This is a genomic window from Ciceribacter thiooxidans (genome assembly GCF_014126615.1).
GTDB classification, from domain to species: Bacteria; Pseudomonadota; Alphaproteobacteria; order Rhizobiales; family Rhizobiaceae; genus Allorhizobium; species Allorhizobium thiooxidans.
Genome location: NZ_CP059896.1, coordinates 2,729,808 through 2,743,875 on the forward strand (window position 1 = coordinate 2,729,808; position 14,068 = coordinate 2,743,875).

At 64.8% G+C, this 14,068-nt stretch carries 14 protein-coding genes and 1 pseudogene; 8 read left to right on the forward strand and 7 right to left on the reverse strand.

Annotation, left to right across the window (positions count from 1 at the left end):
* The first annotated feature begins 95 nt into the window (after positions 1-95).
* Positions 96-800 (forward strand): HAD family hydrolase, encoded by a 705-nt coding sequence (locus H4I97_RS13360; protein WP_182305158.1) that lies wholly within the window; start codon positions 96-98, stop codon positions 798-800.
* Between the two features lie 4 nt (positions 801-804).
* Here the strand turns inward: H4I97_RS13360 and H4I97_RS13365 are convergent, their stop codons facing one another.
* Complete coding sequence (locus H4I97_RS13365) at positions 805-1,437, reverse strand: DNA-3-methyladenine glycosylase I (RefSeq protein WP_182305159.1); 633 nt, start codon at positions 1,435-1,437, stop codon at positions 805-807.
* Positions 1,438-1,654: 217 nt separating this feature from the next.
* Here H4I97_RS13365 and H4I97_RS13370 point away from each other — a divergent pair, with 217 nt between their 5' ends.
* The 3 genes from H4I97_RS13370 (at position 1,655) to H4I97_RS13380 (ending at position 4,128) form a co-directional block, all read left to right on the forward strand.
* Positions 1,655-2,401 (forward strand): L,D-transpeptidase, encoded by a 747-nt coding sequence (locus H4I97_RS13370; RefSeq protein WP_182305160.1) that lies wholly within the window; start codon positions 1,655-1,657, stop codon positions 2,399-2,401.
* 134 nt (positions 2,402-2,535) lie between these two features.
* Positions 2,536-3,231, forward strand: a complete 696-nt coding sequence (locus H4I97_RS13375) for a L,D-transpeptidase (RefSeq protein WP_182305161.1) — start codon at positions 2,536-2,538, stop codon at positions 3,229-3,231.
* 231 nt (positions 3,232-3,462) lie between these two features.
* On the forward strand, positions 3,463-4,128 hold the full coding sequence (locus tag H4I97_RS13380) for an outer membrane protein (RefSeq protein WP_182305162.1): 666 nt from the start codon (positions 3,463-3,465) through the stop codon (positions 4,126-4,128).
* A gap of 37 nt (positions 4,129-4,165) precedes the next feature.
* Here H4I97_RS13380 and H4I97_RS13385 read toward each other — a convergent pair whose 3' ends face one another.
* From H4I97_RS13385 to H4I97_RS13405, 5 genes are all read right to left on the reverse strand, one after another.
* Positions 4,166-4,630: a hypothetical protein gene (locus H4I97_RS13385; protein ID WP_182305163.1), complete on the reverse strand. Its 465-nt coding sequence runs from the start codon at positions 4,628-4,630 to the stop codon at positions 4,166-4,168.
* A 63-nt stretch (positions 4,631-4,693) separates the two neighbouring features.
* Entirely contained in the window at positions 4,694-5,998 is a 1,305-nt protein-coding gene (gene glcF / locus H4I97_RS13390) for a glycolate oxidase subunit GlcF (RefSeq protein WP_182305164.1), read from the reverse strand.
* A gap of 70 nt (positions 5,999-6,068) precedes the next feature.
* The gene (locus H4I97_RS13395; RefSeq protein ID WP_182305165.1) at positions 6,069-6,467 is read right to left on the reverse strand and encodes a DUF4870 family protein; all 399 of its coding nucleotides are present in this window, start codon (positions 6,465-6,467) and stop codon (positions 6,069-6,071) included.
* Positions 6,464-7,681, reverse strand: a complete 1,218-nt coding sequence (gene glcE, locus H4I97_RS13400) for a glycolate oxidase subunit GlcE (protein WP_182307647.1) — start codon at positions 7,679-7,681, stop codon at positions 6,464-6,466. The genes H4I97_RS13395 and glcE overlap by 4 nt, the downstream gene beginning before the upstream one ends.
* Complete coding sequence (locus H4I97_RS13405; protein WP_182305166.1) at positions 7,681-9,114, reverse strand: FAD-linked oxidase C-terminal domain-containing protein; 1,434 nt, start codon at positions 9,112-9,114, stop codon at positions 7,681-7,683. The genes glcE and H4I97_RS13405 overlap by 1 nt, the downstream gene beginning before the upstream one ends.
* Before the next feature lie 136 nt (positions 9,115-9,250).
* On the opposite strand from H4I97_RS13405, the gene H4I97_RS13410 reads away from it, so the two are divergent.
* A complete protein-coding gene (locus H4I97_RS13410) occupies positions 9,251-10,147 on the forward strand; it encodes a LysR family transcriptional regulator (protein ID WP_182305167.1) in 897 nt (298 codons plus the stop codon).
* Positions 10,148-10,154: 7 nt separating this feature from the next.
* Here the strand turns inward: H4I97_RS13410 and H4I97_RS13415 are convergent.
* Positions 10,155-11,434: pseudogene (locus tag H4I97_RS13415) on the reverse strand (DUF3422 family protein).
* Positions 11,435-11,657: 223 nt separating this feature from the next.
* On the opposite strand from H4I97_RS13415, the gene H4I97_RS13420 reads away from it, so the two are divergent.
* The 3 genes from H4I97_RS13420 to H4I97_RS13430 all read left to right on the forward strand — a co-directional run bounded on the left by H4I97_RS13420 (position 11,658) and on the right by H4I97_RS13430 (position 14,058).
* Entirely contained in the window at positions 11,658-12,338 is a 681-nt protein-coding gene (locus tag H4I97_RS13420) for a hypothetical protein (RefSeq protein ID WP_182305168.1), read from the forward strand.
* Positions 12,339-12,427: 89 nt separating this feature from the next.
* Complete coding sequence (locus H4I97_RS13425; RefSeq protein WP_244658651.1) at positions 12,428-13,282, forward strand: FadR/GntR family transcriptional regulator; 855 nt, start codon at positions 12,428-12,430, stop codon at positions 13,280-13,282.
* The gene (locus H4I97_RS13430) at positions 13,279-14,058 is read left to right on the forward strand and encodes a (Fe-S)-binding protein (RefSeq protein WP_182305170.1); all 780 of its coding nucleotides are present in this window, start codon (positions 13,279-13,281) and stop codon (positions 14,056-14,058) included. The genes H4I97_RS13425 and H4I97_RS13430 overlap by 4 nt, the downstream gene beginning before the upstream one ends.
* Positions 14,059-14,068: the final 10 nt, after the last annotated feature.

Sequence of the window (14,068 nt, forward strand, 5' to 3'; positions counted from 1 at the left end):
TTGCGTTGTGACCTTCTCAGCGCGAGACCATTGCTTTGCCACAGGCGAGGACTAAACTTCGCGACCGATCGATCTCATGCGGCGGACTGACGACGATGACCCTGCGACCTCTCGCCACCATCGGCTTCGATGCCGACGACACGCTCTGGGAGAACGAACAGTATTACCGGCTGACCGAAGAGCACTTCACCGCACTGCTTGCCGATTTTGCCGAACCCGAGCAGATTTCCGGACGGCTGCTGGAGGCGGAGAAGCGCAATCTCGCCTATTACGGCTTCGGCATCAAAGGCTTCACGCTGTCGATGATCGAGACGGCGCTCGAAGTCACCGACTGCTGCGCGCCCGCGCGGGTAATCGATGACATCCTCCGGATCGGGCGGGAATTGCTCAGCCATCCAGTCGAGACGCTGCCGCACGCACGCCACACGCTGGAAAGGCTCGCGGGCGACTACTACCTGATCCTCGTCACCAAGGGCGACCTCTTCGACCAGGAGCGCAAGCTCGCGCAGTCCGGCCTCGGAGAACTCTTCGATGCCGTGGAGATCGTCTCCGACAAGACGGCGACCACATATCGCCGCGTCTTCTCGCGCAACGGCGACAGTCCGAACCGGGCGATGATGGTCGGCAATTCGCTGAAATCCGACGTGGTGCCGGCAATCGCCGCCGGCGCCTGGGGCGTCTTCGTGCCGCACGAACTGACCTGGGTGCTGGAGCAGGTGGAAAAGCCGCTCGAGGCGCCGCGCTTTCGCGAGATCGCCCATCTCGGCGAACTGCCGGACCTGCTCGCAAGCCTGCAGTGAGCCGTCAGCGCGGGCGGGCGAAGGCCTCGCGCATCGCCTCGACCTTGCCGCGGCAGACACACCCCTCGATATGGTCATTGACCAGGCCCATCGCCTGCATGAAGGCATAGACGGTCGTCGGGCCGACGAAGGTCCAGCCGCGCTTGCGCAGGTCTTTCGAGAGCCGCACCGACGTCGGCGAAGTCGGGTTCGCCCGGAGCGTGGCGTAGTCCATCCGTGCCGGGCGTTCTTCGGGTGTCGGTTCGAAGCTCCAGAAATAGCGGGCGAGCGAGCCGAACTCCGCCTTCAGGTCGATCGCACGGGCGGCGTTGTTGATCGTCGAGACGATCTTGCCGCGATGACGCACGATGCCGGCGTCGGCAAGCAGCCGGGCAATGTCGTCGTCGCCGAATTGCGCGACCTTTTCGAAATCGAAGCCGGCAAAGGCGGCGCGGAAATTCTCGCGCTTGCGCAGGATGGTGAGCCAGGAGAGCCCGGACTGGAAACCTTCCAGGCAGATCTTCTCGAAAAGGCGACGGTCGTCGGAAACGGGATTTCCCCACTCGTCGTCGTGGTAGCGGCGGTAGTCCTCCAGATTGCCATGCCAGAAGCAGCGCACGAGCCCGTCGTCGCCGGTGATCAGTCCCGTTCCGTCCATCGCAATGATTCTCCCTGACAGTGGCGCGATGTTTACCATTTGTTCACCGGTTTTCAAAACCGGCCGCTAACCCTGACGAAAGGTTTATCGAAAGGGCCGCATTTTCATGGACGGCGATTTACCAATTCTGCGGAGGCCCGATGGCACCGTGCGGCGATCCGGGGCCGGAGGACGGCCCTTCTTCAGTTCTCGGTGTTAATTGTAGCGAGTCCGCCCGATGATCAAGAAAACCCTCCTGCTCGCCACGAGCCTCGTCCTGCCCTTCGCCCTCGACGCCCACGCCAGCGACCGTTACCGCAGCCGTCCGCCGGTCGTCGTCAGCTCCGACCTCACCGCCCCTTGGGTGATGCAGCTCGGCGGCGCCGTCCGTCCGGTCGTCTATGCGCCGCGCCCGCAGCCGGTCGCCCCTGCTCCGCGCCGGCAGATCCGGCGAAGCTTCGACCAGCCGGCCACAGTCGCGCCGCAGCCGGTCGCGGTGCGACTGAACAATCCAGCGCCGAAGGACTTCAATCCGATCTACCTGCCGCAAATGGTCGACTACCAGACCGCCGAACCCGCCGGCACCATCGTCATCGACACCAACAACCGCTTCCTCTATCTCGTGCTCGGCGACGGCAAGGCGCGCCGCTACGGCGTCGGCGTCGGCAAGCCAGGCTTCGAATGGGCCGGCAAGCACAAGATCACCCGCAAGGCCGAGTGGCCCGCCTGGAACCCGCCGCAGGAAATGATCACCCGCGAGGCCGCGAAGGGTCACTTCATTCCCGCCCACATGGAAGGCGGCCCGGCCAATCCGCTCGGCGCCCGCGCCATGTATCTCGGTTCGACGCTCTACCGCATCCACGGCACCAACGCGCCGTGGACGATCGGCAACGCCGTTTCTTCGGGCTGTATCCGCATGCGCAACGAAGACGTCGTCGATCTCTACGAACGGGTGAATGTCGGCGCGACGGTCGTCGTCATCTGACCATTTTGGACAAAAACGCGAAGTTCTTCGCAGTATCCCGCACCATTTCCGCCTTCGCCGACCGCTTTGGACTTGAATCCGCAAGCGAGTCGGCTAAGGCTCTTTCCCGGTATAATTTACGGGGGAAGTCCACCATGTCGAAATACTTGTCCATGCTTGCCGCAGCCGCGATCGCTGCGACGGGCATGCTGGCACCGGTCGAGGCCGACGCCTTCCAGGCTGCAGCAGCACGGCCTGCCACGGTCACGAACGACGTGACGCTCGTCGCACAGAAGCCGAAGCAGCCGGCGGAAAAGTTCCGCCGCCGCGTCGTCCGTCTCGTCACCGACGAGAAGCCCGGCACGATCATCATCGATACCAACAACAAGTTCCTCTACTACGTCGAGGGCGGCAACCGCGCGACCCGTTACGGCGTCGGCGTCGGCCGCGAAGGCTTCGGCTGGTCGGGCGTCGTGAAGATCGGTCGCAAGGAAGAATGGCCGAGCTGGCGCCCGCCGGCGCAGATGCGCGCCCGCGAAGCTGCCAAGGGTCACATGCTGCCGGTCGTTCAGGAAGGCGGCATCGACAATCCGCTCGGCGCGCGCGCCATGTATCTCTTCAAGGGCGGCCGCGACACTATCTTCCGCATCCACGGCACGAACCAGCCGTGGACGATCGGGCTCAACATGTCGTCGGGCTGCATCCGCATGATGAACAAGGACGTCGAGCACCTCTACGAGCGTGCCTCGATCGGCACCAAGGTCATCGTCGTCGGCCCCGGCAACCGACAGGGCAAGGTGAGCTTCGAGGATCGCGGCATCGACCTCCTGCGGACGATCCTCGGCGGCTGAGCTGATTCGGCCGGAACCGGTCCATTTCCAGAGGGTGCGCGAGAAATCGCGCGCCCTTTTCCTTTTCCAGACACACCGGACACGGAAATGTGATGTCCGGCGCCCTCCGAACCGGAGAGTTCTTTATAGGACACAACATTCCAGCCGCCAGTGATGCAAAATAGGAACAGACTTGGTCCTTGACACCCCCTAATATGCAGCCGAGCTCAAACAGCAGAACCAGGTTGCCCCATGTCGAAAAAAATCGCCTGCCTGTCTTCGTCCGCGGCCATTGCCGCACTCCTGCTTTTCACCTCCGCCGCCCGCGCCGAAATGGCGATCTCCGTCTATGGCGGCGTCCAGTCGGCGCCGCACAGCGATGTCGAAGTCTCCGATGAACCGGATTTCACCGCCGGATGGGAAGGTAAGTCCTTCGCCATGCCGCCCTACTACGGCGTCCGCGGCACGTGGTGGATGGAAGAGATCGGCCAGCCGAATCTCGGCGTTTCGCTCGATTTCAGCCACGCCAAGGTCTATGCCGACGACGAAACGCTCGCTGATTCAGGCTGGAGCCATTTCGAGTTCACCGACGGCCTCAACCTCCTGACGCTCAACGCCCTCTACCGGTTTCCGATCGAAGGCACCCGGTTCACTCCTTACGTGGGCGCCGGGGCCGGCGTGAACATTCCGCATGTCGAAGTGACCCGCGCGTCGGGGACCACCTCCGAGTACCAGCTCGGCGGCGCGACGATCCAGGCGCAGGCGGGCGTCGCCTATGACATCGCCGACCGCTGGCAGGCCTTCGTCGAATACAAGGGCAACTATTCCTGGGTCGACGCCGACATCGACAGCGGCGCGACGCTCAAGACCAACATCATGACCAACGCGGTCAACGCCGGCATCACCTTCCGCTGGTGAGCTCGTCGAGGCCGACGCATCCGGCAGGCAGCGTCGGCTACTTCAATTCGCAGATGACGCGCCCGTCGCGCGCGAGGGCAGTCTTCAGCTCGCGGCGGGTGCCGTCAGTGCCGGTCTGTATCCTGACGGTATAACCGCCGTGGAAGCGGGTCTTGTCGTCTGCCGCGACGGCAGTATCGACAGTCAGTTCGAGGGTGGCGAAGGGGCCACTCTGTGATTCCGTATAAACCTGCAGGCGCAGTTTGCTGCCGTCCATCGAATGCTGTTTCAGCATCGCCGAGGTAAGCCGCATCGTCTCCACGAGGCCAGGAACCTTCGAATCCTTGAGTGTCAGGACACCGCGAAAGCGATCGAGAGCGCCCTGCTTTTCAGCGCTGAAGCCGCTTTCGAGCGACATCTTCAGGTTTGCGTCATCGGCAACGCAGTAGATGCGCTGGGCAGCGAGCGCCTCGCACGAGCCCGTAAGTGCCGCGACAAGAGTGATCGCCATTCTGGTGCACATTGCCGAACCTCCCCGAAACCGGAAAGCCATCCCGGCCAGAGAGGCGAGTTTAGCCGAACATCCTTAGAGTTTGGCTAATTTTCGAGGACGCTCGCCACCGTAGGCCCAGTCGAGAAGTTCGATGGTGTGGACCACCGGCAGCTCGGTTCCAGACCCGATCTGGGTCATGCAGCCGATATTGCCGGCGGCGATTACCTGCGGTTTCGTCGCGGCCAGATTCTTCACCTTGCGCGCCTTGAGCTTCTCGGAAATCTCCGACTGCAGGATATTGTAGGTGCCGGCCGAACCGCAGCAGAGGTGACCTTCCGCCGGTTCGCGCACGGTGAAACCGGCATTCGCCAGCAAGGTCTTGGGCGCCATCGTCACCTTCTGGCCGTGCTGTAGCGAGCAGGCCGAGTGATAGGCGACGACCATGCCCTTCGCTTCGAGCCGGGGGAGTTCGAGCGTCGAAAGATATTCCGTCACGTCCTTCGCAAGCGCCGAGACGCGTGCGGCCTTCTCCGCATAGGCCGGGTCGAGCCGCAGCATGTGACCGTAATCCTTGATCGTCGTGCCGCAGCCGGAGGCGGTGATGATGATCGCATCGAGACCGCCTCTTTCGATCTCGCGTGTCCAGGCATCGACGTTGCGACGAGCGAAGTCGAGCGCCTGTTCCTCGCGGCCCATGTGGTGCACCAGCGCCCCGCAACAGCCCTCGCCCTCCGGCACGACCACCTCGACACCGAGACGCGTCAGCAACCGGACCGTCGCCTCGTTGATGCCGGGATCGAGCACCGGCTGGGCACAGCCCGCCAGGATCGCGACGCGACCGCGCTTCGGCTCACTGGCGGCAGGTTCGCCCGGCGCCGGCGAGGCCGCCTTTGCCGGCAGCGCGCGCGGGGCAAGCTCGAGCATCGCGCCGAAGGGCTTCAGCTGGGGGACCCGCTTCAGGAGACCGGCGAATGGCCGCCCGATTCGGGCAAGCGTCAGCGCGAAGCGGAAGCGTGCCGGATAAGGCAGGACCATGGCCAGCACGCCGCGGGTCAGGCGGTTCATCAGCGGGCGCCGGTAGGTCTTTTCGATGTGGATTCGGGCATGGTCGACGAGATGCATGTAGTCGACACCCGAGGGGCAGGTCGTCGTGCAGGCGAGGCAGGAGAGGCAGCGATCGATGTGGCGGACGATCTGCTCGTCGGCCGGCCGGCCATTCTCCAGCATGTCCTTGATGAGGTAGATGCGCCCGCGCGGACTGTCGAGTTCGTTGCCGAGCGTCACATAAGTCGGACACGTCGCCGTGCAGAAGCCGCAATGCACGCATTTGCGCAGGATCTGCTCGGCTTCCGCGACACGCGGATCGGCCAGTTGCTCGGCAGTGAAATTGGTCTGCAAACTCGAAACTCCAGCGCACAGGGGAAGAGACCGCGCCCCTTCCTCCTTCGTTAGTCGGGATATGCCCCGGTCAGATCAGCCAGCTCTCGGGCTTCTCGATCGGCTGGTCGTTGCTCACCCGCTGCAGCCCGATCACGCAGCGAACGATCACCCAGACGGCGGTGGCAATCGCCAGGATCACGCCGACAAGGGCGAGCGTCAGCACAACGGAGATGGCGACATAGAGGATGCCAATCCAGAAGGTGCGGATCGCCCAGGTGTAGTGGGTTTCGAGCCACGGCTCGGACTTGCCGCGGTTGAGATAGGCGAAGACCACGCCGACCACGGCGGTGATGCCGATCACGAAGCTCGCGAGATAGAGGACATAGATGATCTGGACGTTGAGCTTGCCGGGGTCCATCCAGTTGTCGGTCCGGCGGGTCGGCGGCGGTGGCGGCGTCTGTGGCATCTGGGAGGTCGGCTCGGTCATGCAGGTTCTCCTGTCGTCATGCGGCCGGGATTCAAGATCCCCACAGGGTCGAATTTTGCCTTAACCCGTTGGGAAAGCAAGGCCAGCGCCGGCTCCTGCGGCTCGAACGCCGCAACGGAGGCGCGTACTGCGCCGGAGGCCCGCACCAGGGTCGCATGGCCGCCGCCGAGCGCCCGGATGTAGCGCCGCAGGATCTCCGCCTCCGGGTCCGCCTCCATCCGCATCCAGACAAGCCCGCCCTGCCAGTCGTAGAAGGCATCGACGCCTGTCGCGAGCCGCAGTGCCGCGACAAGTTTCTCGCCCTGCGACGGCGCGACCGAGACGCGCCAGAGAGGCCGCATCGTGCCGTCGGCATAGGGCTTTACGTCACGGATCTCGCGCCACAGCACCGCCGTCTCCTCCGGTCCGAGGCGAGTCGTCGAGGCGAAGCGTTGCATGGCAGCTGCGAGCTTTTCCACTCGAACAGCGACGGAGGCCTCCAGGCCTTCCACACGCAGGACGGTCGCCGGGCCCTCGGGCAGGCCGCCCGAGAGGAAGCGCGACTTCACGCTTTCCGGCAAGTGGGCGGCGCCCGAGACCTCCACCGGCAGCGCCATCGCCGCCGCCATCGCATGCGTGGCCGCCTCGTCATCGAGTCCGGAAAGCACGATCGTCGCCGCCGTCTTCGGCCGCGGCAGGACCTTGAAGGTGACCTCCGTCAGGAGACCGAGCGTGCCGTGGGAACCCGCCATCAGCTTGACGAGATCGAGACCCGTCACGTTCTTCATCACCCGGCCGCCGGCCTTGACGATCTCGCCGTGGCCGTTGACGAAGCGCACGCCGAGCAGGCTGTCGCGCGCAGCACCCGCGGTGATGCGGCGAGGGCCGGACGCATTGACGGCGAAGAGGCCGCCGATCGTCGGCTCGCCTGTTGTTCCCATGATCGGCCGATGGTCCGGCGGCTCGAAGGCCATCGCCTGTCCGTTGGCGTCGAGAGCCGCCTCGATCTCGGCGACGGACGTGCCGGCGCGTGCCGTCATCACCATTTCCGCCGGATTGTAGGTGAGGATACCGGAAAGCCCGGAAGACGAGAGCGTCGCGGCGGCCTGCACGGCGTTGCCGAAACCGGCGCGCGTTCCCCCGCCCCTGATCTCCAGCGGCGCCGCCCGCTCGGCATGGTCGCGAATGATCTCGGCGGCTTCGGTTTCTGTCGCGGGAGTCAACTGAGACGCCATCATTCCCGTCCCTCCAGCGGAAAGACCTTCGACGGATTGAGGATCCAGGCCGGATCGAAGGCGGCGCGGACCGCCATCTGCTGGGCGAGGTCGACATCGGAATACTGGTGGCGCATCAGGTCGCGCTTCTCGATCCCGACACCGTGCTCGCCCGTCAGGCAGCCGCCGGCGTCGACGCAGAGTTTCAGGATCTCCATGCCCGCCGCCTCGGCGCGGGCGGCGTCTTCGGGATCGTTGATGTTGTAGAGGATCAGCGGATGCATGTTGCCGTCGCCGGCGTGGAAGACGTTGGCGACCCTCAGGCCGTAGCGATCGATGATTTCGGAGGTTTTTCTGAGCACGTAGGCGAGTTGCCCGAGCGGCACCGTGCCGTCCATGCAGATATAGTCGGCGATGCGGCCGGTCGCGCCGAAGGCCGACTTGCGGCCCTTCCAGATCAGCGCCGCTTCCAGCGCCGACTGGCTCTCGCGCACCGTCCGGACGCCGTGTCGGCGGGCGATCTCGACGATCGAGGCGAGCATCGCCTCCATCTCGGCCTCCGATCCCTCGACCTCGACGATCAGCAAGGCCTCGACGTCGAGCGGATAGCCGGCATGGGCGAAGGCCTCGCAAATCTCGATTGCCGGCTTGTCCATGAACTCGATGGCAACCGGGACGATCCCCGCACCGATGACGTCGGCGACACAGGAGCCAGCGGCCTCAGCGCTGTCAAAGCCGAAGAGAACCGGACGCGCGCCTTCCGGCTTGGCGATCAGCCGCACCGTAGCTTCGGTGACGATCCCGAGCTGGCCTTCCGAACCGCAGACGACGCCGAGAAGATCGTAGCCCGCCGTATCCAGCGCCTTGCCGCCGAGTTCGACGACGGTGCCGTCGACCAGAACCAGTTTCACGCCGAGCAGGTTGTTGGTGGTGACGCCGTATTTCAGGCAATGGGCGCCGCCGGAATTCATGCCGATATTGCCGCCGATCGTGCAGGCGAGCTGTGAGCTCGGATCTGGCGCATAGAAGAAGCCGTCGGCGCCGACGGCGTCGGAGATCGAAAGATTGGTGACGCCCGCCTGAACGGTCGCGGTGCGGTTCGCATAGTCGATGTCGAGGATGCGCGACATCGCCGAAAGGCCGAGCACCACCGCATCTTCCTGCGGAATGGCACCGCCCGAAAGCGAGGTCCCCGCTCCGCGCGGAACGACCGGGATGCCGTAGCGATGGCAGTATTTCATTACCGCCGCGACCTGTGCGGTGGTTTCCGGCAATACGACGGCGAGCGGTCGCCGGCGATAGGCAAGGAAACCGTCCGTCTCGAAGGGGACGAGCTCGACCGGCTCGTGCACCAGGCGCTCGGGCGGGACCAGTTCGGCAAGGTCGTCGACGATCTCCTTGCGCCGGGCAAGGATCGCGGCATCGGGCTCAAGAAACTTGATGGCTTCCGTCATGGTCCTTCCCTCGCACGGTACGACCGGCATACACCGCCGCGCCCGCGGCTTCAACTGGTATTTTTTCTTTACCACTTTGTTCAAACGCATGCAAATGCTATGGACTTATGACAAAATTGGAAAGAATGGAGATCGCATGACCAATCTCGGGGATCTCGAGGTTTTCTCCCGCGTCATCGCCACCGGCAGCATGTCGACCGCGGCGCGGGCGCTCGGCCTGTCGCCGGCAGTGGTTTCCAAGCGTATCAAGCGGCTGGAAGACCGGCTGGGCACCCGGCTTCTGCAACGGACCACACGGCAGATCTCGCTCACCGAGGCCGGTCAGGGCTTCTACGAACGCATCGTGGCGGTGCTCGCCGGGATCGAGGATGCCGAGGCCTATGCCTCCGGCAGATCGTCGGAGGTGCGCGGCACCCTGAAAATTTCCGCGCCCACATCCTTCGGACGCCTGCACATCGCACCGCACCTCAAGGCGTTCATGGACGCCCATCCGGAGCTTGCGGTGCACCTCGTGCTCTCGGACGAATTCACCGACATCGTCGGCGGCGGCTTCGATCTGGCGATCCGCATCGCCGACCTCAGCGACTCCTCGCTGGTCGCCCGGCGGCTGGCGCCGGTGCGGCGCATCCTCTGCGCCTCGCCCGGCTACATCGCCGAGCATGGCATGCCGCAGACGATCGACGACCTGAAGCAGCACCGCTGCCTGCCGGCGCACAATTACGACGCCTGGCGGCTGGAAGGGCCGCACGGCGCACTGAACCTCCGGCCGGACGGCATGCTCGTCACCAATTCCAGCGAGGTGATCCGCGAGGCGGTCATCTCCGGCCTCGGCATCGCGCTGCGCTCCACCTGGGACGTCGGACCGGAACTGAAGGCGGGCAAACTCGCGCAGGTGCTGCCGGCCTATGAGGGCTCGCGCAACGTCTCGCTTTCGGCGGTCTATCCGAGCCGGCAGTTCCTGCCGGCCAAGGTGCGCCTCTTCATCGACTATCTCGCCGATCTCTACGGACCCGTGCCCTATTGGGAGCAATAGGCGGCCTCTACTTACCGTCTTCGGCGTGGTGTTTGCGGATGCGCCGCACGACGAGCCATACGCCGAGCACGACGAAGGGAACGGAGAGCCCGGTGATGATGCCCGAGTCGACCGGCAAAACCTCGTGGCTCACGGCCTTCACCAGATAGCCGATCAGGCCGACGACGTAGTACGAGATCGCCGCAACGGAGAGACCTTCGACCGTCTGCTGCAGGCGAAGCTGCATCTCGGCGCGGCGGTTCATGGTCGCGAGCAGGTCGGAATTCTGCCGCTCGAGCTCCACGTCGATCCAGCTGCGGACGAGGCCCGTGGCACGCGACAGCTTGCGCGAGAGATTGGCCTGTCGCTCCTCGACCGACTGGCAGGTCCGCATGGCCGGTGCCAGCCGCCGTTCGAGGAAGGAGCCGATGGTTTCGAAGCCCGGCACGGAGCTTTCGTCGAGCGTCTTGATGCGCTCGCGCACGATGCCGTCATAGGCCCGGCTTGCGCCGAAACGATAGAGGCTGAGGGCGGCGTTCGCTTCGAGTTCGGCGGCGAGCCGGGTGATCTCCCCGAGCATGGAATCCGCCTCTTCGCGCGCATGGCCCTTCATGCGCTGGGTGACGGCGGTCAGCCCGTCCTCGATGCGGCGGATATCCGGCGAGAGCGTCTGGGCGAGCGGCAGGCCGAGCATGGCGAGCGTCCGGTAGGTCTCGATGTCGAGAAGCCGCTGGACCAGAGCGCCGCGACCCGCATCGTTGAGCCCGCGGTCGATCACCAGAATGCGCGTCAATCCATCGCCGTCCTGCCGGAAGTCGGTGACGACGGTGGCCTGCCCCTTCTTCACTTCGCTGTAGCAGAGGCTCGCGGGGTCGAAACTGCCAATCGCCGTCGTCGCTTCCTTGCCTTCGGGCGGATCTCAAGGCGGATCCCGGAAATCAGCGGGCCGGGCGCGGAAAAGGCGCTGCCGAAAGGATGGGTGGTGATGTCGCCGCCGAAATTTTCCGGTGCCGGCCCTTCCCATAGCCAGGCGGAGAATTCGGTGTGCCGCTCCCAGCGCAACGTGCCCGCCCCCCATGCCATCGCGTGATGCCGCGCGGCGCGGTCGGGCGGGGAAACACCGGCGGAGCGCGACAGTTCCGCAAGCACACTGTGGTGCACGGCAGCGCCCCCGTCCATCATGAAGGCGAGTTGCAGGAGCACTCGCGACGACTTGACGAGAGGAAAGGGCCGGGCGTGAATTTCGCCAAGGGCGAGCGCCCGCTCCGGTGCGGCGGGAAATGCAAGTCTTCCGGTGTCCAAACCCAACTCCCAGTCCGAGGTTCTGCGACCAATCCGCCCCTTCTAGCAAATGTCGTGTCCGCCCGGCAGGGGGTCGTTTGCCACAGGGCCTTACATTCGTCGCACTTAGGCGACATGCGCATCGTTGTTGTTGCTGTTTTTCGAGACTGCTGCCATGAATATCGGCAACCTGCGCCGCTGCCCCGGCGCGGAATACCGACGACGAATGCCCCGTGAAGGAGGATACCCGATGAGACGTTCCATGCCGGCCCTTCTGGTCGCCCTTGCCCTCGCCGTGCCTGCAATGGCCGGAGAGGTTCGGGATTTCGAGGCCAGACTGCGGACAGCCTACGGCGATTACAGGGCGGCGCTCTTCGCGACCAACACGGGCGGAAACGCGGAATCAGCCGGTGCGCTCGATCGCTTCACCAAGGCCTGGTCGGAGCTTTCCGCACTGCCGGCGCCACCGCAATACGTCGACGATCCGGCATTTCCCGACACGATGAAGAAGGTGGCGGCAATCGCCGAGAACGCCTCGGCCAAGGTCGCCGGCGGCGACCTTGCAAAGGCACACGATACGCTGGAAGGCATCCGCGACCAGATCGGCGACCTGCATCTTCGCAACGACATCTACAGCTTCTCGGACCGCATGAACGCCTATCACGCGCGCATGGAAAAGGTCCTCGGCATGGATGCCGCCGACACCATCGCGGTGCGTGAGGAAGCCGCCGTGCTGGAATACCTCCTCTCCGACATCAAGGCGCATCCGCCGAGGGACGCCGACGGCAACTTCGAGGCCCTGCTCGGCGCCGTCGAAACCAGCGTCGCCAAGCTTCGCGGCGCGGCGACGAACAACGATGCCGCGGCGACCAAGGCCGCGATCGGCGGGCTGAAGGCCCCCTATTCGAAGTTCTTCCTCACCTTCGGCTGAAAGCGCGCGCCGCTCCTTCGCGCGAACTGGACAAAATAATTGACCAATCCTTCGGGTGCTTGCTACACATGCGCCCGAAGGAGAATGCCGTGACCGAGACGGATGCCGACAGGGATCGGGGGCTTTTCACCCAGATCAGCCATAGCCGCACGGCCGACGAGGTGGTGCAGCAGATCGAGCAGCTGATCCTCGACGGCGTGCTGCGCGACGGCGATCGGCTGCCCGGCGAGCGCGACATGGCGCAGGCCTTCGACGTCTCGCGTCCCATTCTCCGCGAAGCCCTGAAGGAGCTGGAGACACGCGGCCTGCTCGTCAGCCAGCACGGCGGCGGCACCTTCGTCGCCGACATCATTGGCCAGGTGTTCTCGAAACCGGTGACAGAACTCATCTCGCGCCATCAGCGCGCCTCCCGGGACTATCTCGAATACCGTCGCGAACTCGAAGGCCTCACAGCTGAGCTTGCCGCGCGGCGCGCGACCGAAACCGACAAGGCGCTTCTCGCCCGCATCATCGCGGACATGCGGCGGGCGCACGAGAGCGGCTCGGCCGAAGGCGAGCTCGCGGCCGACATCGAATTCCACAACGCGATCGGCGAGGCCGCCCACAACGTCATCCTGCTGCACACGATGCGCGCCTGCTACCGCCTGCTCTCGCAGGGCATCTTCTTCAACAGGAAAGCGGTGTTCGCGCTCGAGGATGCCGGCGAGCGGCTGTTGCAGCAGCATGTCGCCATCTACGAGGCGATCGTCGCCGGCGACGGCGAGCGCGCCAAGCAGGCGGCCCAGGGCCATATCGATTTCGTGATGCAGGCCGTTGAGGATGCAAGCCGCGCCGACGAACGCGGCCGTGTCGCACGCCTGCGGCTCCTGAGCCGCGCGGCACAGCCGGTTTCCGGCCGTGCTTCGAAACAGACGACAACCGAAGGAACGGATCTCTCCAAATGACCCCAGAACTGCAGCAAGCGCGGCCGCGCGTCGGCCTCTTCGCAACCTGTCTCGTCGATCTGTTCCGACCGAGCGTGGGATTTGCCGCCGCCAAGCTGATCGAGGATGCCGGCTGTGAGGTGCATGTTCCGATGGCACAGACCTGCTGCGGGCAGCCGGCCTACAATTCCGGAGACAAGGCCGATACGCGCGCACTTGCCAAACAGGTAATCGAGCTCTTCGAAGGGTTCGACTACGTCGTCGCGCCCTCCGGCTCCTGCGGCGCCATGCTGAAGAAGCACTATCCCGAACTCTTCAAGGATGACCCCGCCTGGGAGGCGCGCAGCCTCGCCTTCGCCGAAAAGGTCCATGAACTCGTCTCCTTCCTCACCGACGTGATGTTCGTGCCGAAGGTCGACGCGACTTTCGAGGGCAGCGTCACCTATCACGACAGCTGTTCGGGCTTGCGGGAACTCGGCATCAGCAAGCAGCCGCGCAAGCTTCTTGCCGGCGTCGAGGGGCTGGAACTCAAGGAAATGGCCGACAGCGACGTCTGCTGCGGTTTCGGCGGCACCTTCTGCATCAAGTATTCCGACATTTCCGGCAAGATCGTCGGCAAGAAGACGGAAAACATCGAAGCCGCCGGGGCCGACGTCCTGCTCGCCGGAGATATGGGGTGCCTGATGAACATGGCCGGCAAACTGCGGCGGGAGGGTTCGAAGGTCGAGGTCCGTCACGTGGCGGAAGTTCTCGCCGGCATGACGGACACGGCGCCGATCGCCGGCTCAGGCAAGTGAGGGAGGGGTC

Excerpts from the sequence above, each read along its gene's own strand:
- H4I97_RS13360 (WP_182305158.1), top strand. The coding sequence starts at position 96 with ATGACCCTGCGACCTCTCGCCACCATCGGCTTCGATGCCGACGACACG.
- H4I97_RS13365 (WP_182305159.1), bottom strand. The coding sequence starts at position 1,437 with ATGGACGGAACGGGACTGATCACCGGCGACGACGGGCTCGTGCGCTGC.
- H4I97_RS13370 (WP_182305160.1), top strand. The coding sequence starts at position 1,655 with ATGATCAAGAAAACCCTCCTGCTCGCCACGAGCCTCGTCCTGCCCTTC.
- H4I97_RS13375 (WP_182305161.1), top strand. The coding sequence starts at position 2,536 with ATGTCGAAATACTTGTCCATGCTTGCCGCAGCCGCGATCGCTGCGACG.
- H4I97_RS13380 (WP_182305162.1), top strand. The coding sequence starts at position 3,463 with ATGTCGAAAAAAATCGCCTGCCTGTCTTCGTCCGCGGCCATTGCCGCA.
- H4I97_RS13385 (WP_182305163.1), bottom strand. The coding sequence starts at position 4,630 with ATGTGCACCAGAATGGCGATCACTCTTGTCGCGGCACTTACGGGCTCG.
- H4I97_RS13395 (WP_182305165.1), bottom strand. The coding sequence starts at position 6,467 with ATGACCGAGCCGACCTCCCAGATGCCACAGACGCCGCCACCGCCGCCG.
- glcE (WP_182307647.1), bottom strand. The coding sequence starts at position 7,681 with ATGGCGTCTCAGTTGACTCCCGCGACAGAAACCGAAGCCGCCGAGATC.
- H4I97_RS13405 (WP_182305166.1), bottom strand. The coding sequence starts at position 9,114 with ATGACGGAAGCCATCAAGTTTCTTGAGCCCGATGCCGCGATCCTTGCC.
- H4I97_RS13410 (WP_182305167.1), top strand. The coding sequence starts at position 9,251 with ATGACCAATCTCGGGGATCTCGAGGTTTTCTCCCGCGTCATCGCCACC.
- H4I97_RS13420 (WP_182305168.1), top strand. The coding sequence starts at position 11,658 with ATGAGACGTTCCATGCCGGCCCTTCTGGTCGCCCTTGCCCTCGCCGTG.
- H4I97_RS13430 (WP_182305170.1), top strand. The coding sequence starts at position 13,279 with ATGACCCCAGAACTGCAGCAAGCGCGGCCGCGCGTCGGCCTCTTCGCA.